The 26,328-nt window shown below is 60.4% G+C and carries 25 protein-coding genes and 1 CRISPR repeat array; of the genes, 14 read left to right on the top strand and 11 right to left on the bottom strand.

Annotation, left to right across the window (positions count from 1 at the left end; translation table 11 throughout):
- Positions 1–42: 42 nt before the first annotated feature.
- From cas5c to cas2, 6 genes are read left to right on the top strand one after another with little or no spacing between them, the layout of a single operon-like run.
- Positions 43–717, top strand: coding sequence for a type I-C CRISPR-associated protein Cas5c (gene cas5c, locus OQE62_RS00905; protein ID WP_265720098.1), 675 nt, complete (start codon positions 43–45; stop codon positions 715–717).
- Positions 714–2,504, top strand: a complete 1,791-nt coding sequence (cas8c, locus tag OQE62_RS00900) for a type I-C CRISPR-associated protein Cas8c/Csd1 (RefSeq protein WP_265720097.1) — start codon at positions 714–716, stop codon at positions 2,502–2,504. Before cas5c ends, cas8c begins: the two co-directional genes overlap by 4 nt.
- Positions 2,501–3,370 (top strand): type I-C CRISPR-associated protein Cas7/Csd2, encoded by an 870-nt coding sequence (gene cas7c, locus OQE62_RS00895; RefSeq protein WP_265720096.1) that lies wholly within the window; start codon positions 2,501–2,503, stop codon positions 3,368–3,370. The genes cas8c and cas7c overlap by 4 nt, the downstream gene beginning before the upstream one ends.
- A 9-nt stretch (positions 3,371–3,379) precedes the next feature.
- Positions 3,380–3,988 carry a CRISPR-associated protein Cas4 gene (gene cas4 / locus OQE62_RS00890; RefSeq protein ID WP_265720095.1) on the top strand — a complete coding sequence of 203 codons (609 nt, stop codon included), beginning with the start codon at positions 3,380–3,382 and terminating at the stop codon, positions 3,986–3,988.
- Entirely contained in the window at positions 3,985–5,001 is a 1,017-nt protein-coding gene (gene cas1c, locus OQE62_RS00885) for a type I-C CRISPR-associated endonuclease Cas1c (RefSeq protein WP_265720094.1), read from the top strand. Before cas4 ends, cas1c begins: the two co-directional genes overlap by 4 nt.
- A 1-nt stretch (position 5,002) precedes the next feature.
- Positions 5,003–5,296, top strand: a complete 294-nt coding sequence (gene cas2 / locus OQE62_RS00880) for a CRISPR-associated endonuclease Cas2 (protein ID WP_265720093.1) — start codon at positions 5,003–5,005, stop codon at positions 5,294–5,296.
- Between the two features lie 176 nt (positions 5,297–5,472).
- Positions 5,473–7,903: direct repeats of the CRISPR family, unit length 32 nt; unit sequence GTCGCACCCCTCGCGGGTGCGTGGATAGAAAC.
- 68 nt (positions 7,904–7,971) lie between these two features.
- Here the strand turns inward: cas2 and OQE62_RS00875 are convergent.
- A complete protein-coding gene (locus OQE62_RS00875; protein ID WP_265720092.1) occupies positions 7,972–9,123 on the bottom strand; it encodes a lipase family protein in 1,152 nt (383 codons plus the stop codon).
- Positions 9,124–9,310: 187 nt separating this feature from the next.
- Between OQE62_RS00875 and OQE62_RS00870 the strand changes: the two genes are divergently transcribed.
- On the top strand, positions 9,311–9,826 hold the full coding sequence (locus OQE62_RS00870; RefSeq protein ID WP_265720091.1) for a putative molybdenum carrier protein: 516 nt from the start codon (positions 9,311–9,313) through the stop codon (positions 9,824–9,826).
- A gap of 95 nt (positions 9,827–9,921) precedes the next feature.
- On the opposite strand, the gene OQE62_RS00865 is transcribed toward OQE62_RS00870, so the two are convergent.
- Positions 9,922–10,188 (bottom strand): helix-turn-helix domain-containing protein, encoded by a 267-nt coding sequence (locus OQE62_RS00865; RefSeq protein ID WP_265720090.1) that lies wholly within the window; start codon positions 10,186–10,188, stop codon positions 9,922–9,924.
- Between the two features lie 254 nt (positions 10,189–10,442).
- Between OQE62_RS00865 and OQE62_RS00860 the strand changes: the two genes are divergently transcribed.
- Both OQE62_RS00860 and yghU read left to right on the top strand, forming a co-directional pair.
- Positions 10,443–10,709 carry a hypothetical protein gene (locus OQE62_RS00860; protein WP_265720089.1) on the top strand — a complete coding sequence of 89 codons (267 nt, stop codon included), beginning with the start codon at positions 10,443–10,445 and terminating at the stop codon, positions 10,707–10,709.
- A 164-nt stretch (positions 10,710–10,873) separates the two neighbouring features.
- Positions 10,874–11,749 carry a glutathione-dependent disulfide-bond oxidoreductase gene (yghU, locus tag OQE62_RS00855; RefSeq protein WP_265720088.1) on the top strand — a complete coding sequence of 292 codons (876 nt, stop codon included), beginning with the start codon at positions 10,874–10,876 and terminating at the stop codon, positions 11,747–11,749.
- A 191-nt stretch (positions 11,750–11,940) separates the two neighbouring features.
- Here yghU and OQE62_RS00850 read toward each other — a convergent pair whose 3' ends face one another.
- Positions 11,941–12,813 (bottom strand): NAD-dependent protein deacetylase, encoded by an 873-nt coding sequence (locus tag OQE62_RS00850; protein ID WP_265720087.1) that lies wholly within the window; start codon positions 12,811–12,813, stop codon positions 11,941–11,943.
- A 122-nt stretch (positions 12,814–12,935) separates the two neighbouring features.
- Between OQE62_RS00850 and OQE62_RS00845 the strand changes: the two genes are divergently transcribed.
- Positions 12,936–13,109 carry a hypothetical protein gene (locus OQE62_RS00845; protein ID WP_265720086.1) on the top strand — a complete coding sequence of 58 codons (174 nt, stop codon included), beginning with the start codon at positions 12,936–12,938 and terminating at the stop codon, positions 13,107–13,109.
- Here the strand turns inward: OQE62_RS00845 and OQE62_RS00840 are convergent.
- The 4 genes from OQE62_RS00840 to metG all read right to left on the bottom strand — a co-directional run bounded on the left by OQE62_RS00840 (position 13,102) and on the right by metG (position 17,092).
- Positions 13,102–13,560, bottom strand: a complete 459-nt coding sequence (locus OQE62_RS00840; RefSeq protein WP_265720085.1) for a hypothetical protein — start codon at positions 13,558–13,560, stop codon at positions 13,102–13,104. The genes OQE62_RS00845 and OQE62_RS00840 overlap by 8 nt on opposite strands.
- Positions 13,561–13,590: 30 nt before the next feature.
- Entirely contained in the window at positions 13,591–13,842 is a 252-nt protein-coding gene (locus OQE62_RS00835) for a hypothetical protein (protein WP_265720084.1), read from the bottom strand.
- 120 nt (positions 13,843–13,962) lie between these two features.
- Positions 13,963–14,895, bottom strand: coding sequence for a D-2-hydroxyacid dehydrogenase (locus OQE62_RS00830; protein WP_265720083.1), 933 nt, complete (start codon positions 14,893–14,895; stop codon positions 13,963–13,965).
- A gap of 163 nt (positions 14,896–15,058) precedes the next feature.
- Positions 15,059–17,092 (bottom strand): methionine--tRNA ligase, encoded by a 2,034-nt coding sequence (metG, locus tag OQE62_RS00825; RefSeq protein WP_265720082.1) that lies wholly within the window; start codon positions 17,090–17,092, stop codon positions 15,059–15,061.
- A gap of 364 nt (positions 17,093–17,456) precedes the next feature.
- Between metG and apbC the strand changes: the two genes are divergently transcribed.
- Both apbC and OQE62_RS00815 read left to right on the top strand, forming a co-directional pair.
- A complete protein-coding gene (gene apbC / locus OQE62_RS00820; protein WP_265720081.1) occupies positions 17,457–18,596 on the top strand; it encodes an iron-sulfur cluster carrier protein ApbC in 1,140 nt (379 codons plus the stop codon).
- A gap of 122 nt (positions 18,597–18,718) precedes the next feature.
- Complete coding sequence (locus OQE62_RS00815) at positions 18,719–19,105, top strand: hypothetical protein (RefSeq protein WP_265720080.1); 387 nt, start codon at positions 18,719–18,721, stop codon at positions 19,103–19,105.
- 2 nt (positions 19,106–19,107) lie between these two features.
- On the opposite strand, the gene trhO is transcribed toward OQE62_RS00815, so the two are convergent.
- A complete protein-coding gene (gene trhO / locus OQE62_RS00810) occupies positions 19,108–20,100 on the bottom strand; it encodes an oxygen-dependent tRNA uridine(34) hydroxylase TrhO (protein WP_265720079.1) in 993 nt (330 codons plus the stop codon).
- A gap of 194 nt (positions 20,101–20,294) precedes the next feature.
- Between trhO and OQE62_RS00805 the strand changes: the two genes are divergently transcribed.
- Together OQE62_RS00805 and OQE62_RS00800 are read left to right on the top strand one after the other, a co-directional pair.
- On the top strand, positions 20,295–20,636 hold the full coding sequence (locus tag OQE62_RS00805; protein WP_265720078.1) for a hypothetical protein: 342 nt from the start codon (positions 20,295–20,297) through the stop codon (positions 20,634–20,636).
- Between the two features lie 179 nt (positions 20,637–20,815).
- Positions 20,816–21,343, top strand: a complete 528-nt coding sequence (locus OQE62_RS00800) for a hypothetical protein (RefSeq protein ID WP_265720077.1) — start codon at positions 20,816–20,818, stop codon at positions 21,341–21,343.
- A gap of 134 nt (positions 21,344–21,477) precedes the next feature.
- On the opposite strand, the gene OQE62_RS00795 is transcribed toward OQE62_RS00800, so the two are convergent.
- The 3 genes from OQE62_RS00795 to ydiJ form a co-directional block, all read right to left on the bottom strand.
- Complete coding sequence (locus OQE62_RS00795) at positions 21,478–21,882, bottom strand: 3D domain-containing protein (RefSeq protein WP_265720076.1); 405 nt, start codon at positions 21,880–21,882, stop codon at positions 21,478–21,480.
- A gap of 505 nt (positions 21,883–22,387) precedes the next feature.
- On the bottom strand, positions 22,388–23,080 hold the full coding sequence (locus OQE62_RS00790; protein ID WP_265720075.1) for a tetratricopeptide repeat protein: 693 nt from the start codon (positions 23,078–23,080) through the stop codon (positions 22,388–22,390).
- An 80-nt stretch (positions 23,081–23,160) separates the two neighbouring features.
- Complete coding sequence (gene ydiJ, locus OQE62_RS00785) at positions 23,161–26,205, bottom strand: D-2-hydroxyglutarate dehydrogenase YdiJ (protein ID WP_265720074.1); 3,045 nt, start codon at positions 26,203–26,205, stop codon at positions 23,161–23,163.
- Between the last annotated feature and the right edge of the window lie 123 nt (positions 26,206–26,328).

Below are 26,328 nucleotides of genomic sequence, written 5' to 3'. Positions count from 1 at the left end.
TCACCGCTTGTTGGTGTGGGTAGAATCAGGAGAGCGAGAATAATGGCATATGGGATAAAACTGATGGTCTGGGGCGAGCGCGCCTGCTTTACCAGACCGGAAATGAAAGTAGAACGGGTGAGTTACGATGTGATCACTCCCTCTGCGGCACGTGGCATATTGGAGGCTATCCACTGGAAGCCAGCCATTCGCTGGGTTATCGATAGAGTCCAGGTTCTAAAGCCGATCCGTTTCGAGTCTATTCGTCGCAATGAAGTCGGCAGCAAGATCAGTGCGCGGAATGTCAGCTCTGCAATGAAGGCCGGAAGTACTGATGGGTTGGCCAATTATGTAGACCAAGACAGGCAGCAGCGGGCCGCTACGGTTCTCCGCGATGTTGCTTATGTGATTGAGGCTCATTTTGAAATTACTAAAAATGCCGGCTTAGATGAAACCGAGGGTAAACACCTGGATATCTTCAACCGCCGAGCACGAAAGGGACAGCATTTTCATGCGCCTTGCCTTGGCGTGCGGGAGTTTCCTGCCAATTTCCGGCTTATAGAGGTAGATGAACCAGCGCCGAACCCTGATGTGGACCTATCCGGAGAGCGCGATCTCGGTTGGATGCTGCACGATTTCGATTTCAAGAACGACTGTGAGCCGCACTACTTTCGGGCACATATGCGCGACGGCGTAATCGAGGTTCCGAAGTTTTTCAGTGAGGAGGTCAAGGCATGATTCTTTCTGCACTGGATGGCTACTACCATCGCTTAATAGAAGAGGGAAAAGAGGGGGTCGCTCCCATCGGATTTAGCCAGGAAAAGGTCAGCTACGCCTTGATACTGGCTGAGAACGGAAGCCTGGTAGATGTACAGGATGTTCGCGATACCAGTGGGAAGAAACCAGTGCCAGCAATACTGACTGTGCCTCAGCCGCCCAAAAGATCCGCGAATATTGCGCCTTGCTTCCTGTGGGACAAATCGTCATATGTATTGGGGGCTGCGCCAGCGGGGGATCAGAAGTCATGTAAGCGCGCGCTCGAAGCACATCGAGCTTTTAAAGATATGCATCGGAAGTTGCTGAAAGAGTGTAATAGTCTGGGGATAAAAGCGTTGCTAGCGTTCTTTGAGTGGTGGACGCCCGAGACCTTTCGTGAATCTTCATTGTTTTCCGAATCTATGTTGGATGGGAACTTTGTTTTCCGGATGGATGGAGAGATGGAGTATCTTCATGAATGTCAAGAAGGGCAGTCTGTGCGTCAGGCAATGTTGCAACAAACTGATAGTCCAAGTGAACGTTGTCTGGTCACCGGAGAGAACCAACCAGTAGCCCTTCTTCATCCATCAATCAAAGGCGTTTATGGAGCTCAGACTGCTGGCGCATCCATTGTATCCTTTAATTTAGATGCCTTTACATCTTATGGTAAGTCCCAAGGACAGAATGCCCCAATTTCCGAACAGGCGGCCTTTGCTTACACCACTGTACTGAATCATCTGCTTCGCAAGGGAAGTCGACAACGCCTGCAGCTGGGAGACACGTCAGTGATTTTTTGGGCTGAGGCCGGTTCAGCTGACCAGGCCAAGGTGGCGGAAGGGGCATTCGCTGATCTACTTAACCCGCCGACGACGGACGCTTCCGAAACTGACAAGCTGCGACCAACTTTGGAGGCTGTTGCAAAAGGTAGGCCTCTCAGGGAACTCGATCCAGAGCTCGAAGACAGTACAAAGCTATATGTTCTCGGCCTTGCACCCAATGCTTCCCGGCTTTCAGTACGTTTCTGGGAGACTGGATCCCTGCGCCGCTTTGCGGAACGTCTGGCACAACATTACCAGGACTTAGAGATCAAACCCCTACCCTGGAAAACAGAGCCTTCCATCTGGCGCCTGCTCCTGCAGACAGTGCCTCATAGGGAAGGTAGCCAATCGAAATCCGATGATATTCCACCACAGCTCGCGGGTGAGATGACTCGGGCCATTCTTACCGGTCGTCGTTACCCCCGTAGTCTGCTTTCTAACTTGATTATGCGTATGCGCGCCGATGGCGATGTATCGCTGCTGCGCGTGGCCCTGTGTAAAGCGGTATTGACCAGGGATTCGCGTATTGCCAATACAACCAAAGAGAAGGAAATCCCCATGAGTCTTGACACCGATAATCCCGATCCCGGCTATCTGTTGGGGCGGCTTTTCGCCGCTCTGGAAAATATCCAGCAGTCCGCGCTTGGTCGCGATATCAACGCAACCATCCGCGACCGTTATTATGGCGCTGCGTCTGCAACTCCTGCCAGTGTCTTCCCTGTTCTCGTGCGCAACGCCCAGAACCATCTCAGCCGGCTGCGCAAAGACAATCGGGGCGCAGCGGTTAACCTCGAGAAAGATGTCAATGAGATAGTCGATAAGCTGCCTGCTAGCTTCCCCAAAAGCTTACGTATCGAAGCACAGGGGCGCTTTGCCATTGGCTACTACCACCAGAACAAGGCGCGTTTCGACGGCCAGAAATCCAATGCTAAAGAAGGAGAAGGATCATGACAGCCATCGCCAATCGCTACGAGTTTGTATATCTTTTCGATGTCACTAACGGCAACCCTAATGGCGATCCGGATGCGGGAAACCTACCGCGCCTGGATCCCGAGACCAACCAGGGCCTGGTGACTGATGTCTGCCTGAAGAGAAAAATTCGCAACTATGTGGATCTGGAGAAAGATGGAGATGCCGGTTATGGCATTTATATGCAGGAAAAGTCGGTGTTGAACAATCAGCACAAAAAGGCCTATGAAGCACTCGATATAGAACCGGTGTCCAAGAAGCTTCCCAAGGAAGAGGCTAAAGCCAGAGAGTTGACCGGGTGGATGTGCAAAAACTTCTTCGACGTGCGCTCTTTTGGAGCCGTGATGACCACTGAAGTCAACGCAGGGCAGGTACGTGGGCCCATCCAGATGGCATTCGCCACCTCTGTAGACCCAGTACTTCCCATGGAAGTGTCTATCACTCGTATGGCAGTAACCAACGAGCGTGACTTGGAAAAGGAACGAACTATGGGTCGAAAGCATATCGTTCCTTATGGCCTGTATCGTGCCCACGGTTATATTTCGGCCAAGTTGGCCGAAAGAACTGGGTTTTCTGAAGAAGATCTTGCACTGCTCTGGAGATCCCTGACCAATATGTTTGAGCACGACCGCTCCGCAGCGCGGGGTGAAATGGCGGCGCGTAAATTGATCGTATTCAAACATGAGCATCCTATGGGAAATGCTCCGGCCCATAAACTGTTCGATGCGGTCAGGGTTGAGCGGGTAGATGGCTCAGATGAAGCTCCCGCTCGCGGCTTTCAGGATTATCGAGTAACCGTAGACGCCGAGTCCCTACCTCAAGGTGTCTCAGTCGAAGAGAAGCTGTAGGCCGATACCATGGATGATCTCCTGCCCATCTCTGCACTGCAGCACTACTCATACTGCCCCAGACAGTTTGCGCTGATCCATGTAGATCAGGTGTGGGCGGAGAACCGCTACACAGCCGAAGGGCGCATACTGCATGAGCGCGTGGATTCTGGTGCGGCAGAACAGCGTAGAGACGTACGTTTCGAGCGCAGTGTGATGTTGCGATCGGAGCTGCACCGTCTGACTGGCAAGCTCGATCTTCTGGAGGTTCACGGCGGCGAGCGCTATATTCCGGTGGAATATAAACGCGGAAAGCCCAAAATACAGGACTGGGACCGAATTCAGGTTTGTGCGCAGGCACTATGTATAGAGGAAATGCGTTCAATCCGCGTGGAGGAGGGCGCTATCTGGTATTGGGAAGTGCGGCGACGTGAGGTCATCGAGTTAACGGAGGAAATCCGAAAGGTTACGATTGCGGCTATTGAATCTTGTCACAGACTGATCGAACGGGGCGTAACTCCCCAACCGACAGTAGAAGAGAGCCGCTGTAGAGCCTGTTCTCTTCGCGACCAGTGTCGCCCGGATCGGTTTCGTCGGGATGGTTCTGCTCACTATACAAGGAAGCTATTTGAATTGTGAAAAAGCTGCTCAATACTCTCTATATCACGCGCCAGGAAAGCTATCTGCACAAGGAGCGAGAGACCATCGTCATCAAGCAGGGCGACGAAAAATTGGGCCAGTTCCCGGCCCTGTCTCTCGGCGGAGTTCTGTGTTTTGGCCGGGTTTCCGTTTCACCTTTCTTGATGGGATATTGTGCAGAAAATGGTATCGGGATAACCTTCTATACCGAGTACGGCCGTTTTCTCGCCAGGGTGCAAGGCCGTCAGACTGGAAACGTGCTACTGCGTCGTACCCAGTATCGTTGGGCTGACAGCGATCAACGCAGTGTCGAAGTCGCTCGGCTGATTGTAGCAGCAAAAATTGCCAACAGCCGCTCTGTACTTCAGAGGGAACTCAGGAATCACGGGGATAATCGTGCCTTGAGCGATTCGACTGACAGATTGGCATCAAGTTTGCGGCGTGTACGTGCCGCCAAGTCCGTGGAGGAAGCCCGGGGTATAGAGGGGGATGCTGCCAGTACCTATTTCTCTGTATTCAATGAGCTTCTGCGTGGTTCCGGATTTGCATTTGGTGGCCGGGTGCGTCGACCTCCTACAGATCCGGTCAACGCTCTGTTGTCATTTGTTTACTCCCTGATTACCCAAGAATGTGTATCGGCTTTGCAGGGAGTAGGCCTTGATCCCTATGTCGGTTTTTTGCACAAAGACAGGCCGGGCCGCCCCAGTCTGGCCCTCGACTTACTGGAAGAGTTCCGTGCCTCCTGGGCCGACCGCTTTGTCCTAACTCTTATCAACCGACGACAGTTGCAACCTGGCGATTTCATTACGGAAGCTAGCGGTGCAGTACGGTTACAGGAGGATGCAAGGAAAAAGCTGTTGACGCTCTACCAGGAACGTAAACAAGTAGAGTTAACGCATCCCTACCTGCAGGAGCAAGTGCCAATTGGTCTTTTGCCTCACTGTCAGGCGTTGCTTTTGGCTCGTCACCTGAGAGGGGATACCGAATACTACACTCCTTACGCGGTAAAATAACATGCTGGTTCTTGTTACCTACGATGTCAGCGTAACGACGGCGGAGGGCCGCAAACGCCTGAGAAATATTTCTAAAACCTGTCTTGATTACGGGGTTCGTGTTCAGAACTCCGTATTTGAATGTGAGGTAGACCCGGCGCAGCTCGCTTTTCTCAAGGATCGGCTGCTGGAAATCTACGACTCCGAGGAAGACAGCTTGAGATTTTACTTTCTCGGTAAACGTGGACGCCAACGAGTGGAGCACTTTGGTGCCAAGCCGGTCGAAGACCCCGTGCATGATGCGCTTATCCTGTAACCGCTAACCTCCAGCTCTCACCGAAACCCCGGGAGGTTAGCGGCCCTCTAAGTTATTGAAAATTCTCAATTTGTGTAAATTTTGACCAGTTTGCACGATAGGCGTGTGTGCTTATGGGGTGGATTAGCGGAAACTACTGATTTTTTCTTTGCTCTTTAACAACTTAGAATAACGCGGTCGCACCCCTCGCGGGTGCGTGGATAGAAACAGATGCTGCCGTAAAGCGCGGCAACTGCTGAGCGGGTCGCACCCCTCGCGGGTGCGTGGATAGAAACCACTGATTAATTGTTGACTATGGCCGGATATTGGCGTCGCACCCCTCGCGGGTGCGTGGATAGAAACTGAGCGCGACTAGGCTGTTGCGGCCTCTGCCACTGTCGCACCCCTCGCGGGTGCGTGGATAGAAACACCTGGGCCGAGAACCAAACGTCTCGGGGTGTGCGGTCGCACCCCTCGCGGGTGCGTGGATAGAAACATGGGCATCATAGAGGAGAAAATAATGACACCTGAGTCGCACCCCTCGCGGGTGCGTGGATAGAAACCAGTTCGTTGGTGGTCATTTCTTTCGGGTCTTTGGTCGCACCCCTCGCGGGTGCGTGGATAGAAACACACTAATAGCAGGCAGTGGCGCGGTAGCCGCCCGTCGCACCCCTCGCGGGTGCGTGGATAGAAACACGCGATGGAGCGGGCCCACACGGCTGGCCTGGCGTCGCACCCCTCGCGGGTGCGTGGATAGAAACCATCCGCCCGCTGCGCTATTCAATGATCCGCATTCTGTCGCACCCCTCGCGGGTGCGTGGATAGAAACGGCTCTTAGGCAGCCTCATACCTCACCTCCTACGGGTCGCACCCCTCGCGGGTGCGTGGATAGAAACACGTGGGCCGTCTGCACATACATCATATCTCTGGGTCGCACCCCTCGCGGGTGCGTGGATAGAAACCACGTCCTCCAGAGCAAAAACCTGCGTAGGCCCGGTCGCACCCCTCGCGGGTGCGTGGATAGAAACTTGCCGGTCGTAATTGCTGATCCAGACCGCCCCAGTCGCACCCCTCGCGGGTGCGTGGATAGAAACTGTATTCACGGGCGTCGGGGCGGCTGGTTTTTCCGTCGCACCCCTCGCGGGTGCGTGGATAGAAACGCGCCCGTACTGTCGTTCGCTCGGCATGTTGGCCGTCGCACCCCTCGCGGGTGCGTGGATAGAAACTCAACGCAACCCTACTATAGCCACGTTACCGCGCGTCGCACCCCTCGCGGGTGCGTGGATAGAAACTGGCGAAGATCACGATAGGTCGTTTCGATCCCCAGTCGCACCCCTCGCGGGTGCGTGGATAGAAACTCTGATTAACTGTTGACTATGGCCGGATGTTGGTTGTCGCACCCCTCGCGGGTGCGTGGATAGAAACCCGCATTAGTCAGCACCTGCACGCCGTGCGTGGAGTCGCACCCCTCGCGGGTGCGTGGATAGAAACACGCGAGTAGCAAGACGAAAAACAAGGGAGACGGCGTCGCACCCCTCGCGGGTGCGTGGATAGAAACGCCGTCGGTTCCGTAGTTTACGCACAACATCCCAGGTCGCACCCCTCGCGGGTGCGTGGATAGAAACCCGCGTGAACGTGTACCGAAACATGCAGCTGATCGTCGCACCCCTCGCGGGTGCGTGGATAGAAACCTCGAACACGCCGGCCATTGGTACGACGATCAGCCAGTCGCACCCCTCGCGGGTGCGTGGATAGAAACACAATTCTGAATGGCCAACTTGACAGGTTGGTCAAGTCGCACCCCTCGCGGGTGCGTGGATAGAAACAAAATGAAGCCCCGAGATGTGGCCGAAGCCGTACGTCGCACCCCTCGCGGGTGCGTGGATAGAAACACCGTCGCGGACCTGATCGACCTGTATTTCCGCTGTCGCACCCCTCGCGGGTGCGTGGATAGAAACTCAATCTTCGACGAAAAGCTAATCAGGTTGTCAGGGCGTCGCACCCCTCGCGGGTGCGTGGATAGAAACAGGTCGTGGAACCGGAACCGGCCCTGGATCGCGCCTGTCGCACCCCTCGCGGGTGCGTGGATAGAAACAATTCCAACGGGGGCGGGATGAGAGAACTCCACGTCGCACCCCTCGCGGGTGCGTGGATAGAAACTCGCCCACCGAGTTCGGACTGTGGTATCCGCAGCGTCGCACCCCTCGCGGGTGCGTGGATAGAAACTCGCGGTGGAACGTGCCCAGGTAGTTGATATCGCCCGTCGCACCCCTCGCGGGTGCGTGGATAGAAACCCGCATCTTGTCGTTACTAACAGCCGGCTGCGCGACGTCGCACCCTTCGCGGGTGCGTGGATAGAAACCTCATTAATGAACTTAATAGTATTAAGCGTCTTGGTCGCACCCTTCGTGGGTGCGTGGATAGAAACCGGTAACATCGCGCAATTCTTCTGCTGTGACAAAGTCGCACCCTTCGCGGGTGCGTGGATAGAAACCAGTGCACCCAGCCGGCCGCTGGAGAAGTTGACCCGTCGCACCCCTCGCGGGTATGTGGATAGAAACTGGTTCGCTACTGCCATAGCGGCCACAGAAGGTGGGTCGCACCTCTCGTGGGTGCGTGAATAGGAACGAGGGGGCTGCAGTTGATTGACCTCGACAAGTGTGTACTAAAAGAGCAACTGGCATTAGCCCTGCCGTTCAATGCTCAGCGCTGCCCGTCTCCACCTCCGGAACAGCATCCCCCTGTTCTGAATCCTGCAACACTACCTTGCCCGCTTCATCGGCGGCTTTCAGTTGGTCCAGGTTTCGCCGCAACATATGCGCCTTCAGCATATCGCTGTACAGCGCAATCGAGTGGAAGCCGGCGATGCCGCGGAGGCTTGGGAGAGTGCGCAGCCAAGCGCGGGTGATGCAGCGGAGGCGCCAGAAAATATTTACCGACTGGTCGACGCGCATTTTGCGGTAGCCGATATTGTTTGCATCCAGCTCGTTTGGGGCGTGTTTGATGAAGATGCGGAAGCCGGTGTGGCAGTAGCCGAGGAGTCGGTGTTGCAGCCAGTGGGCGATCTGCAGGGTGCCGTTGAGGGGGATCAGCCGGATCAGGGCGAGAAAGCCGTTGAGGCCGTAACCGAAGGGGATCATGGGCACCGGGTCGCCGCCGATCTCCAGTCGGTAGATGGGAGTTTTTACGCGGCTGAAGTAGTGCCAGTCGCCGGTGCGCGGGGTGCCGTACACGTAGGTGGCGCCGTTGCCGCTGGGGTTCAGTTCCCGGGTGCTGATCAGGGCCAGGGCGCCGCCGAGGCTGTGGCCGAAGGTGTAAAGGGGGCAATCGATGTGTTTTGCCAGGTCGCGTTGCAGTTGTTCGCGGATGCGTTCGAAGGCCTGTTTGAAACCGGTGTGAATGCGGCCGCGGCCGTCGGCGGGTGTCAGGGGAAATTTCAGGTCGGTGGCGATGTCCCGGGGTGTTATTTCGGTGCCGCGGAAACAGAGCATCAGCACCTTTCGGCCGGGGCCCTCGTCCATGCGGGCGAGGAATGCCTGGGTTTCCGAGACATCGTAGAAGGCGATGGGTTCGAAGTGGTTTTGCCGCAGGATCCTGCGAATACCGTCCTCCAGCTGGCAGTTGGAGCTCTGCAGTCGGGCGCTCCAGGCGGCGAGCAGTTCGCGGCGTTCGGTGTCGTTCGACGCCCGGCCGAGCTTTTGCAGTATACCGGTCAGGTTGGCGTCGGGGGTGAAGGGTTCGTATACCAGCCGCGACAGTTCGGCGCCGATATAGGCCATGCGGTCGCTGTAGGCGGCCCTGCCGACCGGGAGACCGGGCAGGTGTTTCATTCCCTCGAAATAATTCATGGCTTGTCCCCCAAGAGTCTCTGGTTGTTTTTTGTTTCGCGAGGTGGCGCTGGTACAGCGTCTGCGGGTAGTGTATTGCATCGGTATGGCAGGGGGAATTGCCGTATGCCGATTGTGCAGCCGGTTATACTTGGTGTCTTCCTGCAGGTGTGTGTGGATTGAACCCGGAATGAACAGAGGCCAGACGATGAAGCAACCCGACAGCAAAGAGGCGTTCGACCGGCAGTGGTTTCTCGGCCGTTTGCGAATCGTCTCCGGTGGCCAGACCGGTGTGGATCGGGCGGCGCTGGATTGGGCGATAGAAAGTGGCCTTGCCCACGGTGGCTGGTGTCCGCAGGGGCGTCTGGCCGAGGACGGTGTGATTCCGGCGCAGTATGCGCTGCGGGAATTGCCGGACGGCGGCTACCGGAAGCGTACCAGGGCCAATGTCGAGGACAGTGACGGTACCCTGATTCTCAATCTGGGGGCGCTGGAAGGTGGAACGCTGTTGACACGGCACTTCGCGGAGCGGCTGGGGAAGCCCTGGAAGCTGGTGCAGCTTGAACGGCGGGAGTCGCGCGAAAATTTCGAAGCAGTGTTGTTGTGGCTGGCGGAAAACCACGTTCGGACGCTCAATATCGCCGGGCCCCGCGAGAGCAAGTGTCCGGGTATTCATGCAGAGACGATGGAATTTCTCGATGCGGTGCGTCTGGCCGGGCAGTGACGCCGATGGGCTTTACCCATTCTCCGGGGGCTGGCTGTAGGAGCCTCGATGAGTGTGGTTTTGATGGGCACGCTGCGCTTTGCCCATCCTACGGACTAGAATACGGGTTGTTTGGCTTTCTTATGCCAATTCAAAGCAGCCCTGAAAGCCTCTTCGGGATCTGCATTTATCGCTTCGCAGTACCTTATAAACTCGTACAGCTCAAATTTTCGTTCACCTGACTCCAGTTTGCCAACGATGGAGTGGTGAAGCCCGAGCCTGTTTGAGAGTGCTCTTTGCGACAGCCCAGACTTTCCCCTGGTTCTTTTCAACCATTCTCGAAGATTGTCGTATTCGGGACTGTGTAGAGATGAGCCGAACATTTGCGTCGACACTAGATGCAGAATCGCTTGTCGCAAAATTCGAGACGCAAAGGGAAGGGATGCACAGGGATCAGGTTACTTGCGGGAGGTATGAAAGCGGGCATTTATGTGTGTCTATGTGGGTTAGGAGATAAACGTATTCATTGCCTCGATTTTTGAGGCATTGGCAGGGTGGTGTAATTTCGAGGCAGATACACTTTTGCAGCCCTTTGTATGAGAGGTCCGCCATGGAATGCCTACCCCGGAAAATCGATTTGCTCCCGTATCCGCTAGACAAGATCCTGAAGAACGCCCACAGCCTGCTGCGGAGGGGTGCTCTTGGCAGCGGCGCTACCAGGGTGCAGGTTGCCGCGGCTTTTGTGGTGGAGCGATTGGATTTGCTGCCACGTGATCGGGGCGTGGTCGAGGCCTGGGAGAGCCTGGGGGTCGAGTGGCAGTTTTATGTAAAGCATCTGCGGCAGGACCACCGGGCCTTGATCGAGGCGCTGGAAACCAGCGCTGCGGCCAGGGAAGGGGGATAGGCCTGGATGCTGTGGGGTTGGGGGAAATTGGCAATAAGGGTGGAGTATCCGGCGAGGCGTGTTTGCGATGCAGCGGTTATCCTGAGCGGCCGAGCCCTTTGACACTGTCGCGCGCGACGATACCTTGTGTGAAATACGCTACCACTGAAATACGGAGCCAATTTATGACGGACGATACCTACACCCCGCCCCGAGTCTGGAAATGGGACGCCGACAGCGGCGGCCAGTTTGCCAGTATCAACCGTCCCATCGCCGGTCCCACCCATGAAAGGGAGCTGCCGGTGGGCAGGCATCCGCTTCAGCTCTATTCACTGGCCACGCCCAATGGCGTGAAGGCGACCATCATGCTGGAGGAGCTGCTGGCGCTGGGGCAGGAGGGAGCCGAGTACGATGCGCACCTGATCCGTATCACCGAGGGGGACCAGTTCTCCAGTGGTTTTGTGGAGATCAACCCGAACTCCAAGATTCCGGCCATGGTGGATCACAGCACTGCGCCGCCGATCCGGGTGTTCGAGTCCGGCTCCATCCTGCTGTACCTGGCGGAGAAGTTCGGTGCCTTCCTGCCGCACACGCCGGAGCAGCGCACCGAGACGCTGAACTGGCTCTTCTGGCAGATGGGCAGTGCGCCTTTTCTGGGCGGGGGCTTCGGGCACTTCTATGCCTATGCGCCGGAGAAGTACGAGTATCCGATCAACCGCTACACCATGGAGGTGAAGCGCCAGTTGGATGTGCTCGACCGGCAATTGGCGGAACACCCCTATGTGGCCGGCAGTGAATACACCATTGCCGATATGGCGATCTGGCCCTGGTATGGCGCCGTGGTGCGGAATGAGGCCTACGACGCGGCGGAGTTTCTCGATGCGCAGAGCTACAAGAACGTGAATCGCTGGGTGGAGGAGATTGCCGCGCGGCCGGCCGTGCAGCGCGGGCGGATGGTGAACCGCACCTGGGGCGATCCCGCCGGGCAGTTGCGGGAGCGGCACGATGCGGATGATTTTGAGGAGCGCACGGAGGACAAGATTGGCGGGGAGAGGGAATAGTTGGTTGCAGGAGCCTCGATACCTGTGGGTTTGATGGGCACGCTGCGCTTGGACTCGCGCCATCCCTGGCGCTCACCCGCTTCGCGGGCGCCTTCGGCGTCCAAATCGGCAATCCTGCCGATTTGTGCCCATCCTCGGTGTTTGCAGGCGAAGGAGCCGGGGCCTCGGTTTTTTCGCCTGCAAGCAGGTTCCTACAGGAGGGGCAGGGTGGCCTCGAGGGTTTCGCCGATGCGGGTGTTGAGTTTGAGATCCAGCAGGTCGTCTGCGCGCGTGCGCCCCAGGTTCAGGGCGGCCATGGGTTTGTTCCACTGCCGTGCGTAGCGGCAGAAGCGGAAGCCGGAATACACCATCAGTGAGGAGCCGACTACCAGCAGCGCATCGCTGCCCTGCAGTGCATCGAGAGCGTGCTGGACGCGGGTTTTGGGCACGTTGTCGCCGAAGAAGACCACGTCCGGCTTGAGGATGCCGCTGCACTGAGGGCAGTCGGCGATGCGGAAGCCACTGAAATCCACTTCCAGGTCGGCGTCGCCGTCGGGTGCGGTGGTGGCCCGGTGTTGGCGGAATTCCGGGTTCAGGGCGTAGCAGCGGTCGTGTACCGCCTGGCGCTGGCAGCGGTAGGCGCAGGCCATGCAGATCACTTCGTCGGCGCGGCCGTGGAGGTCGAGCACGCGGCGGCTGCCGGCGTGCTGGTGCAGCCGGTCCACGTTCTGTGTCACCAGCAGCTCCGTGTGTTGTCGCCGTTCCAGTTCTGCCAGCAGGCGGTGCGCCGGGTTGGGCCTGGACTGCTGCATGACCGGCCAGCCCACCAGGCTGCGGCCCCAGTAGCGCTGGCGCGTGGCCAGGCTCTCCATGAAATCCCGGTGCTGTACCGGCTGTTTGCGTTTCCAGGCGCCTTCCCTGTCGCGGTAGTCCGGAATGCCTGAATCGGTACTGACGCCGGCGCCGGTGAGGACCGTCAGGCGCGGGTGGCGGTGGATAAAGTCGGCCAGTTGCGCAGCGGCCTCCCCGCTGGTGTCGGGGTAGTCGCGCGGAGGCGGCGGTGCTGTCTGCGGGCTCGGGATCATGGCGGGCGCAAAATCGGTGCTGAAGCTGCCACAACTCTAGCCGAGCCGGCGCTGCGGTCAAGGGGGGATTACAGTGCCCGCCAGGTCAGAAAGAGCCGCAGCATCTGTGAGGAAGTGGGTGTGTGCAAAAAGCGCTGCAGGAGAAAACCGCCGACCAGCGCTGCACCCATGGCGGCGGGCAGTGGAATGCGTTGTGCCTGCTGGCCGATATCGCGTTTCTGGCGGACCAGCAGGGTCTGTACACAGTGGCGCTGTTTTTCCATCTCCCGGCTGCAGTCTTCGATTTGCTTATTTAATTGACTGAAAGACATCGCTGATGGCCTCTTTTGCCTGCCGCCGGGTTTCGTGGAATCCCAGCATTGCGCTCAGCCTGCGGTGGTAGAGCAGTATCCCGGCCACAATCAGAAGCTGCACCAGCACGAAAACGGCGAAGCCGACGTAAATCGACTGGGAAAAATAGTAACCCAGCAGGCCGGCACCGCCGCACAGGCTCAGCACCAGGGCGAGCGCCAGTGGCAACAGCAGTAACTGCAGGGCCAGAATCCGTTTGCCGGCGACCAGCGTGCGGCTGAATTCCAGCTGCGCCAGTGACTGCAGGTTGGCAAGCCAGGCAGTGGCGAGTGTCAGTGTCGCCTGGGCCCGCTCCAGGGTGTTTTCTTCATTGCTGCTTTCATCCCGCGGTGGCAATTCGTCCCGGCTGCGGTGCTGCGCAGCCGGGTCTTCGGAAGACTCGGTTGGTCGCGCCATGAATCGGGTTCCCTGTCGGCAACGGATTACTTACTTCATCAGCCTGGCGATCAGCCACCCCGCGGCGAAGGCACAGCCAACGCTGAGGGTCGGGTGTTCCCTGATGGAGGATTCCGCTTTTTCGGCCACATCGGCGGCGCGTTTCCGGTTGCTCTTCACCGAGGTCTTGGCGCGGGTTCTCAGGTTTTCTGCGGTGTCGTGTGCCGCCTCGCCGGCCAGGTGATAGGCCTGCTGCAGTTTTTCCCGGCCTGAGTTGTGCTGGGGGGATTTTGCGGTAGCCATGGAGTTCTCCTCGTTCGGACATCCGGGGTTTCTGCGCATGTTAGTGTGGGGTTTGCGCATTGACACGAAGTTCGATGGGAGCGGGGCGGTAGTGTCGGCGATCGCCTGCGGGGCAGGCTCCTACCTTTTTTTCCATTCGCGGATATTGTCGACCACGCCGTCCAGCAGCCGCTGGCGGCTCTCGCGGCTGATCCAGGCGTTGTGGGGCGTGATGACCAGGTTGGGAATGTCGTCCGCCAGCAGCGGGTGGTCTGCGGGGGGTGGCTCCTGGCTCAGTACGTCCAGCGCGGCACCGCCGAGGTGGCCGCTTCTCAGCGCATCGGCGAGGGCCGGCTCGTCCACCAGGCCGCCGCGGGCGGTATTGATCAGGAAGCTGCCGGGTTTCAGCGCCGCGAGAAAGTCGGCGTCGACCAGTTTGTCGGTCTGCTCTGTGAGCGGGCAGTGAAGGCTGATGGCGTCGGCCTCCGACAGCAGCTCTGCCAGTGGCATTCGGCCGGGCTTTTTCTCGCCGGTGAAGGATTCCGCTATCAGTACTTTCATGCCCAGCGCTTCGGCCAGGAGCGCGACTTTCTGCCCCAGGTCGCCGTAGCCGATGACGCCGAGCTTCTTGCCCGCCAGTTCCATCACCGGGTAGTCCAGCCGGCAGAAAACCGGCGACTGGCTCCAGCGGCCGCGTTTTACATCCGCGTTGTACTGGTGCCAGCGGGTGGCGAGGGCGAGCAGCAGGGCGATGGTGTGCTGGGACAGGGAGCTGCCGGTGTAGCCGGCGACGTTTTTGACCGCAATGCCTTTTTCCTCCGCCGCCCGCAGGTCGATATTGTTGGTGCCGGTGGCGCAGATGCAGATCAGCTTCAGCTTGCGGGCGTTTTCGATCAGCTGGCGGTCGAGGACCACTTTGTTGGTGAGCACCACGTCGGCATCGGCGATGCGTTGGGCGGTTTCCGCCGGTGCGGTGGTTTCGAAGAAATCCCAGTGGTCCAGGGTGCTTTCCAGGGCGGAGGTGTCGAGTTCCTCCGGTTTCATGGTGAGGGTATCGAGGAATACGCCGTGCATTTGTCGGATTCCTTTTTTTGATGTTTCGATGGGCAAGACTTTCGGGAACCTGGCTCCCGCCGGCGGGCGGACCTGCGGTCCGCTTGCCGAGCTGGGGCTCGGCGTTCCCAGGAGGGGGGCGATGCCGGTGGTGCGAGGCCGCCAGGGATGGCGCACCCTACGATCACATCACTCGCATGCCCGGCTGGGCGCCCTCGTGGGGTTCCAGGATCCACAGGTCCTTGCCGCCGGGGCCGGCGGCGAGGACCATGCCTTCGCTGACGCCGAAGCGCATTTTGCGCGGCGCCAGGTTGGCGACCATGACGGTGTGTTTGCCTTCCAGGTCCTCGGGTTTGTAGGCGCTCTTGATGCCGGCGAATACCTGGCGGGTCTCGCCGCCCAGGTCGAGGGTCAGTTTCAGCAGTTTGCCGGCGCCCTCTACGTATTCGGCCCCGGCAATCCGCGCGATGCGCAGGTCCACCTTGGCGAAGTCGTCGAACTGGATTTCGTCGGCGATGGGGTCGTCCGCGAGCGGGCCGGTCTTGGCCGCGCCGGCGGTTTCCGCCTGTAGCTGGGCCAGGGATTCTTTTGCCGCTTCCAGCACCGCGTCTACCTGTTTTTGGTCGATGCGCTGCATCAGCGGCTTGAACTTGTTGATCTTGTGCCCGGCCAGCGGGGTGGTGGCGGTTTGCCAGTCCAGCTCTGCGCCCAGGAAGGTCTCGGCCTTTTCCGCGGTTTCCGGCAGCACCGGCGCCAGCCAGGTCATCAGTGCGCGGAACATGTTCACGCCCTGGGAGCAGATGGCCAGCACTTCGGCTTCCCGGCCTTCCTCCTTGGCGAGCGTCCAGGGGGCCTTGTCGGCGATCCAGGCGTTGGCGGCGTCGGCCAGCGCCATGATGTCGCGCATGGCGCGGGCGTATTCGCGGCTCTCGTAGAGCTCGGCGATGCGGGGGGCGGCGTCGACAAACTGCTGCCACAGTTGTTCGTCGGCGAGTTCGCCCGCCAGCTCGCCGCCGGCCTTGCTCACGAACTTGGCGGTGCGCGAGGCGATATTCACCACCTTGCCCACCAGGTCGGAGTTTACGCGCGCGATAAAGTCGTCCAGGTTCAGGTCCAGGTCGTCGACGCCGTCGGTCAGTTTGGCGGCGAAGTAGTAGCGCAGGTATTCCGGGTGCAGGTGGTCGAGATAGTTGCGGGCATTGATGAAGGTGCCGCGGGACTTGGACATCTTCTTGCCGTTCACGGTGAGGAAGCCGTGCACGCAGACCTGGTTCGGTGTGCGGAAATCCGCGGAGTCGAGCATCGCCGGCCAGAAGAGGGCGTGGAAGTTGACGATATCCTTGCCGATAAAGTGATACACCTCGGCATCGCTGTCTTTTTTCCAGTAGTCCTGCCAGTCCAGGCCGTTGTTGTCGCAGTAGTTTTTCAGGCTGGCCATATAGCCGATGGGCGCGTCCAGCCAGACGTAGAAAAACTTGCCCGGCGCGTCCGGGATTTCGAAGCCGAAGTAGGGGGCGTCGCGGGAGATATCCCACTCCTGCAGGCCCTCGTCCAGCCACTCGGAGAGTTTGTTGGCCACTTCATCCTGCAGGTGGCCCGCGCGGGTCCAGTCCTTCAGGAAGTCGGTGAAGGCCGGCAGGGTGAAGAAGAAGTGCTCGGATTCCTTTTCGAGGGGCGTGGCGCCGGAGATGGCGGATACCGGGTCGATCAGTTCCGTGGGGCTGTAGGTGGCGCCGCAGGCTTCGCAGTTGTCGCCGTACTGGTCCGGCGTCTTGCAGCGCGGGCAGGTGCCCTTGATATAGCGGTCGGCGAGGAAGAGTTCCTTTTCCGGGTCGAACGCCTGGGTGATGGTGCGCGAGGCGATATGGCCGTTGTCGCGCAGGCGCTCGTAGATCATCGCCGACAGCTCGCGGTTCTCGTCCGAGTGGGTCGAGTGGTAGTTGTCGACGCCGATCAGGAAGTCGGCGAAGTCCCGCTGGTGTTCCGCCTTCATGTTGGCGATGTGTTGTTCGGGTGTCAGGCCCAGTTGTTCGGCCTTCAGCATGATGGCGGTGCCGTGGGCGTCGTCGGCGCACATGTACAGGCAGTTGTGGCCGCGCGCGCGCTGGAAACGCGCCCAGATGTCGGTCTGGATATATTCCAGGATATGGCCCAGGTGCAGGGAGCCATTGGCGTAGGGGAGTGCGCTGGTAACGAGGATGTTGCGCGATTCTGACATCGGTTCTTCCATCGGCTGAAGGGTTTCGGCCGCGGGATTGCGGCCGCCGTTAAAAGACCGGCGAATATAGCAGATTTGGGGGGTTGCTTCTTCCCCTCTCCCGGTGGGCGCCGGTGCTGTGTGTAGGTTGGACTGAGCTTCGCGAAGTCCAACATCGGGGCCGAAGAATCCACCGGGCCCTATCGCAGCCCTCTCCCCCGGCCCCTCTCCCGGTGGGAGAGGGGCGCTATGTCGGAAACGCCGAGGGTTAATCGGCCCCGGGGGTCTGCTTGCACAGAGAGGGGCGCTGTGCCGCGGCTGGCGTTGGTGGCGGTCATCCCCCACAATGCCGCCCATCGAGTATTCGCTAAATGAGGGGCAGGAAGTGAGCGATCACGAACACGAACATCTGTCGGAAGCCGCGCAGGCGGAGCTGGAGCGGCTGGCGGAGTGCCTGGGGCAGTTGCACGATCCGGCCACCGGGCTGGAATTGGACGAACTGGATGCGGAGATAGAAGTGGGCTTCGAGGGGGACACCGTATTGGTGGGCCTGACCCTCGGCTATCCCTGTGCCAGCCAGCGGGACGACTGGGAGGCGCGGGTGCGCGAGGCCTGCCTGCCCACCCTGAAGGGCGGTCCGCTGGGCGAGGCCCACCTGCAGTTCGAGCTGTTCAGTGAAATCACCCAGACGCCGGCGGCCGATGTACCGGAGCCGCTGCGCGGGGTGAAGAATATCGTCGCCGTGGCCTCCGGCAAGGGCGGCGTGGGCAAGTCCACCACTGCGGTGAACCTGGCCCTGGCGCTGGCGGCCGAGGGCGCCAGTGTGGGCCTGCTGGATGCCGACATCTACGGACCCAGCCTGCCCACCATGCTGGGTACCGAGGCGGTGCGCCCGGAGGTGAAGGAACAGAAGTTCTTCCTGCCGGTGCCGGCGCAGGGTCTCAAGACCATGTCCCTGGGCTACCTGATGACCGAGGAAACGCCCGCGGTGTGGCGCGGCCCCATGGCCAGCGGTGCCCTCAACCAGATCCTGACCCAGACCCTCTGGTGCGACGACGGCGACGAGCTGGATTACCTGATCGTGGATATGCCCCCGGGCACCGGCGATATCCAGCTGACATTGGCGCAGAAAGCGACGCTGGCCGGTGCGGTGATCGTCACCACGCCCCAGGATCTGGCGCTGAAGGATGCGATCAAGGGCGTGGAGATGTTCCGCAAGGTATCGGTGCCGGTGCTGGGCATCGTCGAGAACATGGCCCTGCATACCTGCTCCAACTGTGGCCACACCGAGGCCATCTTCGGCAGCGGCGGTGGCGAGCGGATCGCCGCCGGGTACGAGACGCGCTTACTGGGCCAATTGCCGCTGGCGCTGTCGATCCGGGAGGACACCGACGGCGGCAAACCCAGTGTGGTGGCGGACCCGGACGGCGAGATTGCGGGCCACTACCGCGAGATCGCACGGCGGGCGGCGGCGCAGATCTGGCTGGAGGCCGGAGACGACAGCCCGGAAATAGAAGTGGTGTGAGAGGTGGGTCACACGGGTGTAATTTTCCTGAAGCCGACGCTTTTTAGGAAAATGTTCCGGAGGTATTGTAGGGGGAAATTCGCGCCAAAAGGCCCGTGCCTGCAATCTTCCGGGAAGTCCGTATGTCTCCTTACTTCAGCATCAAGTACATTCCCGACGGGCGCATTGTGCGGGTTGTGTTCGCCGGCCGGCTGGGGCTGGTCGAGCGGATTGCAGCGGCGCAGCAGGTGACGGAAAAATATCATCACCACAGCCCGCTGCGCCTGCTGGTGGATCTGCGCCAACAGGAAGCCGCCCTGACTCCAGAGGAGCAGCGGCAGTTGGCCGGGTTTGTATGCGACGACCCCGTATTGCAGAAGGCGCACATTGCCATTTTGCACCGCCACGACTACAGCGCAACGGCGCTGGTGTCCGGCCTGGTTACAAGGCATTTACCCAATGCGCGCCAGTTTCTGGTGGAGTCCGAAGCGCTGGACTGGTTGCGTGAACGCAGGCCGGTCACTGGCTGAGATCAGCCGTTCTGTGCCTGGCGCCCGCGCTCTTCGCGCTTCTGTCGTCGGCGCGCGGCGGTGGTTTCCCTGGCGTCGTGGCCGATATGGGCCTCGCCGCGCTGTTTCGCCAGCTGGATCTGTTTTTCCCGCTCGCGAAAGCGCGCGCGATCCGCGTCGCTGACCCTGTCGTAGCAGTGGGGGCAGCTCACGCCCTGCTCGAATAGCGGCGACTGTTTTTCCTCTTTGGTCACCGGCATGCGGCAGGCGTTGCACTGGTCGTAGTTGCCGCGTTCCAGGTCGTGGTTCACGGTCACCCGGTCGTCGAACACGAAGCACTCGCCGTCCCAGAGGGTTTCTTCCTTCGGCACTTCCTCCAGGTATTTGAGGATGCCGCCCTGCAGGTGGTAGACCTCGTCGAAGCCCTGCTCCTTCAGGTAGGCGGTGGATTTTTCACAGCGGATACCGCCGGTACAGAACATGGCCACCTTTTTGTGCCTGGCCGGATCCAGGTTGTCGCGCACATACTGCGGGAATTCGCGGAAGCTTTCGGTCGTCGGGTTGAGCGCATTGCGGAAGCTGCCCACCTGGACTTCGTAGTCGTTGCGGGTGTCGATCAGCAGGACCTCCGGGTCGCTGATCAGCGCATTCCAGTCCTCCGGCCTGACATAGGTGCCCACGCTGCGGCGCGGATCTATGCCCTCCACACCCATGGTGACAATCTCGCGCTTCAGCTTCACTTTGCTGCGGCGGAAAGGCGCGATATCGGTATAGGATTCCTTGCAGTCCAGCGTTGCCAGGCGCGGGTCGCGCCTGAGCCACTGGAGCAGGGTATCGATTCCCTCGCGGCTGCCGGCCACGGTGCCGTTGATGCCCTCGCGGGCCAGCAGCAGGGTGCCGCGTACACGTTGTTCGAGCATTACCTCGAGCAGGGGGGCGCGCAGGGATTCGAAATCGTCCAGGGTGACGAATTTGTAGAGCGCGCAGACGACGGTCTGGTTCGGGTGTCGGTTCACAGGAAAGCCTCTTTTGCATGCCGGAGCGTAAATCCGGGGCAAGTAGTTGCGGTATCCGGGGTTTCGAAGTGGATATCATCAAAAATCGCCGCGTATTTTATCTCAGATGGCGGAGATTGTCGTACATTTATCAGTCAGTAGCCGTTCCGGGACAGCGGTCTCCGCGCCGCCGCCGGAGCGAAATCGATTGACCGGTGCGTCGCAAGTTGTCACAGTTCGGCACCGGTATGGGACACCACACCACCTTCCCCAACAGCCACAGCGAGGCTAACCCGATGGCAGAAGAGTTCGTTCCCAGACAGTCTGAGTTGAGCCGGACCTACCGCGAGGGTGACCTCATCGTGGAGATCGATATCTACGAGGACGATGAAGGCGGCTGGCTGCTGGAAATCATCGACGAAGACGACAATTCCACCCTGTGGGAGGACGCCTTCGAGTCCGAGGAAGAAGCTCTGGACGAGGCCCTGGATGCCCTGAGCGAAGAGGGGATCGAGACGTTTGTGGGGCCGGTGCAGGAGACGGACGAAAGCGGGTAATCCGTCCACGCTTTCCGGGGATCATCGAAGGCCGGGCCAAACGCGATTTTCCTGCTATGGTTTAAGGAGAAGGGAATCGCGACAGTGTGACAGCACTACCCAATCACGGTGTCGCCCGGAGTCAGTACGGAAAGTTGTCTCCGGCGGCGCCCACTGGTCCAGTGGCGATTACCTTGCCGATGAAAGCGGTTTCTATTTTTCCCCTTCTCTTCCTGTTGCCGCTGTTCGCGGTGGCGGAAACCCTCCAGCTGTCTGACCAGCGGGTTCTGCATACCGACCTGGCGGAAGCCAGACTGGTATCCGAACTGGACGGCTACGCCATTGTGGCCGGGCGCAGTTGTATCGACTGCGACGAGAACACCTCCATCTACATCCACCGGATTGCCCCGCCCGACAACGGCGGAGAAGAGGGTGTATCCACAACCGAGCGCTATACCTACCCCGGCAAGTATGTGGACTACCAGAGCAAGGAACTGGTGGAAAAGACCCGCATGTTCTACGGCCGCTGTTACGAAAACCGGCCGGCGCTGCTGTGGCTGAGCGAATATCGGGAGGACAGCGGCTGGGTGAAATCCGAGTACCTGATCGTACTCGGCGAGGATGGCCTGGAGCACCGCTACAACGAAAACCGCCAGCCCAGTGTCTACTACATCGAAAACGAGCGGTGTAAGGAGCTGCCGGGAATTGCGGCGGAGACGGAGCCCTGATACCAAAGGTTGAGGGGCGTATCCGACCTCCGGGGTTTGAGCAAAAAAAAGCCCCGCCGGGGGAGGCGGGGCGTGGAGGGCCGCGGTGAGGCCGCGGTTCTCATAATGTGGTTGTTTTGCCGCTGGAGGTCGGGTTACTTCTTGTGGCCCCAGATGATCTTCAGCTTCTTCTTGCCCCACTTGCGCGCTTTCTTGATGTCCTTCTCCATCCACACGTCAATGCGGTTTTTAAAGCGCTTGTTCATGCGGTCGCGCACGGTGTAGGTGCCCGGCAGGCCTTCGATCTTCACCTTGGCACCGTTGGTCAGACCGTGCTTTTCCAGGTCGCGGGACACGGCGATGACCTTCTGACCCGGGCGCAGGCGGTTGTTCCAGGCCGCTACCCACGGGTCGTCGTCTGTCTGGCCCGGTACGGAGTTGTACGCGGTGGCGTCGACGGTCATGGTTTTCTTGCTCGCGGCAGTTACGTTCATGCTGACTGCGATTGCGAGGATGGCCATCACAAAAAATGCTGTGTTGCGCAGAGTCTGTTTCATCATGTCCCGATACCTCCAGGATTCAAACAGTCGCCTGTCGACGGAGACAGGCGGAATCCTAAAATGACTTTAGGAATAACTGATCAATATTTGATCGACAGTCGCTATATTACGGTTTGGTGATGGCAAATCAATACGTTCTGTCTATCTGCCTAATAGCCGTACGGATTGACGGGTTTTTGTGGAAGCCTGGCAAAATTTCCCGGAATTGGAGGTGTGGCAGGAAATAAAATTTCCACAAATAAAGTTTCTCTAAATTGATGACCAAAAATATCGGAGAGTCGTAGTATCTGATTGCTTTGCCCGGGCATTGGACGATAGCGATGTCATGCTAAGGGATGGTTAATTTCTATGCAGGATGACGCTCCTATCGGTGGCATCCGAAGCAAAATTTTGCGATTAAATTATTTGTGACTTCCGGGTTCTGGTGGGGCTTTTGCGGGAAAATCTGTCGATTCGGAGGGGCTGTCGCGATTTATGGCGATGGGCAGCGGCAAATCGGCAGCGATCAGAGGGCGGTTGCGGAGATGCTCGCCGGGGGATTCACCTGCTCGCGGAGGGCGGTCAGGTAAGCGCGGTCTTCCTCCAGGTCGGCGAAACCGTGCCGCGCGTCCAGTTCCACGGCTTTCTCCAGCCATTCGATGGCCTCTTCCAGGTTGCCCTGCCATTCGCACACCTGGCCCAGGTTGAAGTAGGTGATGGACAGGTTGTGCCACTCCTGCCGCTGTGACAGGCCGCGTGCGGCGCCGCTGTAGAGCAGGTAGGCGTTGCGGAGCAGGTGTGTCCGCCGGCCGGTGTCCCCCTCGCTGGCGGCCTGTTGGTGGTAGGTGTGGGCCAGTGCGGAGCGCACCCGGGCGGGCGAGTGCTCGAAGGAAGGGGCCTGTTCCGGGTCGGCGCCGCCGTCCAGGTAGTCCAGCACCGCCTCGAACTGGGCCCGCGCCAGCGGGTAGAGTTCCGGGCGCGCCCGCCCGCCGAGGGCGTTCAGCACCATGCCGTAGCGATAGCGCAGTGCCTGTTGGCGCCGCGGTTCCGTATCCAGCGCGGCGATGGCCTTCTCGTACAGGGGCAGGGCGCTGTCGAAATCCCCTTCCAGGGCCCGCTGCTCCGCCTCGGCCACCAACTGCTGCGCGGGCTCCGCCAATGCGGCGCCCGGCGCGAGGAGCGCCGTGCAGAGCAGCAATCTGGTCAGGGTGGTATACATCGGCCCTTCCTGTGTTGTGACGGTGCGAGCGGGCGGTGCGCACGGCGCACCCTACTGAGAGTACCGAGTCCCCCCCAGTATCACCCCCCAACCCGCAGTTGTGCCAGCACTCCCTGCAACGGGTGGCGCAGGGTCACACCCGCGAAACGCCGGGACTGGCAGCGGCAGGAGTAGCCGCTGGCGAGCAGGTCGGCGGTGTCGCCGGTCAGGTGCGGCGCCCAGGATTGCTGGAACACCACCCGCGAGGTCTCCCGGTGGGCGGTCTCGTGGCCGTAGGTGCCGGCCATGCCGCAGCAGCCGAGGCTCTCGCTGTGCAGTTCCAGCCCCAGGGCATCGAATATGTCGCGCCAGTCTTTCAGCGAGGCGGCGGCGTTGGTCTGTTCGCTGCAGTGGGGTAGCAGGCGGAAGCTGGCGGGTTCCAGGCGGCTGCGCTGCTGTTGCAGGTGGTCCCGCTGGCCCGCCAGCCATTCCTGCAGCAGTTGTACCCGCGGTGCCCTGTCGCCCAGCAGTTTCCGGTATTCGGCGCGGTAGGTCAGGGTCATGGACGGGTCCACGCCCACCAGTGGTACACCGCTGGCCGCCAGGTCGTTCAGCATGGCGCTGTTGGTTCCCGCCACCCGCTCGAACTGGCGCAGGAAGCCGTGTACGTGCAGGGGCTTGCCATTGGCCTTGAAAGGCGCCACCAGCGGGTGGAAGTCGAGCTTCTTCAGCAGCCGCAGCGCGTCGCCCACCACTTCGGCATCGAAGTAGCTGGTGAAGGCATCCTGCACCAGGATCACGGCGCGGCCCCGTTGCTCGGGGCCCATCGCTTCCAGGCAGGCGCGGCTGGCGTAGGGCACGCCCAGTTCGTCCATGGTGGCGGCCAGGGTCTTGCGCGACAGCCGCGGGCTGTCGGCCAGCCCCAGGCCCCGTTCCAGCAGCCAGCGCACCGGCTTCAGGCGCAGGGGGAAATTGTACAGTTGCGGCCAGCGGGACAGCTGCGGCATGACGAATTCCAGCCCGCCGATGAAATAGTCCTTCAGTGGCCGCAGGTAGCGGCTGTAGTAGAGCTCGAGGAACTTGCTGCGGAACTCGGGCACGTCCACCTTCACCGGGCACTGGCCGACGCAGGACTTGCAGCCCAGGCAGCCCTGCATGGCCTCGTTGACCTCGTGGTTGAAGTCGTATTCGCCGCGGGCCTTGGCCAGGGAGTTCTTGAGGCGCCCGGGCAGGGTCACCAGGAAGGACTGCTCGCGGAATTTGCGCGCGCTGGCCACCGCGTCCACGTCGCGCGCGGACAGCAGCCGCAGCCACTCCTTCATCAGCGTGGCGCGGCCTTTGGGGGAGTGGATGCGCTCGCGGGTGGCCTTGTAGGACGGGCACATGGCGTCGTCCGGATTCCAGTTGAAGCAGGCGCCGTTGCCGTTGCAGTGCACGCCCTCGCTGTAGCCGTCCCAGACCTGCGCCGGGATCTGCCGGTCGCGCTCGCCGCGGGTGGGCACGGCGTCGATCTTCAGCAGCGGGGAGATCTTGCTGGGGGTGGCGATCTTGCCGGGATTGAGCTGGTTGCGCGGGTCGAAGGCGGCCTTGATCTTCTGCAGTTCCGGGTAGAGCTCGCCGAAGAATTCCGGCGCGTACTCGGAGCGCACGCCCTTGCCGTGCTCGCCCCACAGCAGGCCGCGGTACTTCTGCGTCAGCGCCACCACCCTGTCGGTGATCGGGCGTATCTGTGCCGCCTGTCCGGGATCCTTCATGTCGATGGCCGGGCGCACGTGCAGTACGCCGGCGTCCACGTGGCCGAACATGCCGTATTCCAGCCCGGCTTCGTCCAGCACCGCGCGGAATTCGGCGATAAAGTCCGCGAGGTGTTCCGGCGGCACGGCGGTGTCCTCCACAAACGGGATGGGCCGCTTCTCTCCCTCCACATTGCCCAGCAGCCCCACGGCGCGCTTGCGCATACCCCAGATGCGGTTCACCTGGGCGTGGCCGCGGGCGATGGTGTAGCCGAAGCTCTTGCCGGGCTGGCCGATGGCCGCGTCGATACGGCCGGTGAATTTTGCCAGCAGCCGCTCCAGTTCCTCCTCGGACTCGGCGGTGTACTCCACCAGGTTGATGCCCTTGACCGGGCGCTCGTCGCTCGGGAAAAACTCGCTGACGCTGTGCCAGACGATATCCTCCATCGCCAGGCCCAGCACCTTGCTGTCGACGGTTTCGATGGAGGTGGGGCCGGCGTTCATCAGGTCCTCGGCGTCGCGCAGGGCATCCTGGAAGTGGTCGTACTTCAGGTTCACCAGCGCTGCATATTTGGGAATCGGCAGCACATTCAGCTTCGCCTCGGCGATAAAGCCGAGGGTGCCCTCGGAGCCGCAGAGCACGCTGTTCAGGTCGAAGCGGTCGTCCTGGCGCAGGTGGGCCAGGTCGTAGCCGGTCAGGCAGCGGTTCAGCTTGGGGAATTTCCGCTCGATCAGCTCCGCTTTGCCGCGGGCGATTTCGTCGCAGATGCGGTGCACCCGGCCGGCGCGGTTTTCGCGGGCAGTGATCTCGCCCAGCCGCTCGTCGGACACAGGGGCCGATTGCCACAGCTCGCCGCCCAGCAATACCGTGGACAGCTCCAGCACGTGGTCGCGGGTCTTGCCGTAGACGCAGGAGCCCTGGCCGGAGGCGTCGGTATTGATCATGCCGCCGATGGTGGCGCGGTTGCTGGTGGAGAGTTCCGGTGCGAAAAACAGGCCGTGGGGCTTCAGCGCCGCGTTCAACTGGTCCTTGACGACACCGGCCTGTACCCGCACCCAGCGCTCCTCGGCGTTGATCTCGAGGATTCGGTTCATATGCCGGGAGATGTCGACGACGATACCGTCGGTCAGCGACTGGCCGTTGGTGCCGGTGCCACCGCCGCGGGGCGACAGCACCACTTTGTGAAACTCCTCCCGATCCGCCAGCTCCGCCAGCAACTGCAGATCGTGGGCATCGCGGGGGTAGGCCACCGCCTGTGGCAGCACCTGGTAGATGGAGTTGTCCGTGGCCAGTACCGTGCGGCTGGCGTAGCTGGGGCTGAGATCGCCGCGAAAACCGGCTTCCTTGAGGGCCTGCAGATACTGCAGGTAGAGCGCCTGAACTTCGTCGACTTCGCGCAGTGCTGGGATCATGTAGGGCCTGTGCTTATTAACCGGGTGCCACAAAGGCCGATCATTATACCGGTGTGGCGAGGACTTCGCAGAGAAGTCACTGCTATCCCGTGGGGTTGATGAAACATTCTGTGGCCGGTATAC

The organism is Microbulbifer halophilus, from assembly GCF_026183675.1.
Classification (GTDB): Bacteria; Pseudomonadota; Gammaproteobacteria; order Pseudomonadales; family Cellvibrionaceae; genus Microbulbifer; species Microbulbifer halophilus.
Note: the sequence above shows the minus strand (reverse complement) of the source record. Positions and strands in the feature narration are given on the sequence as shown.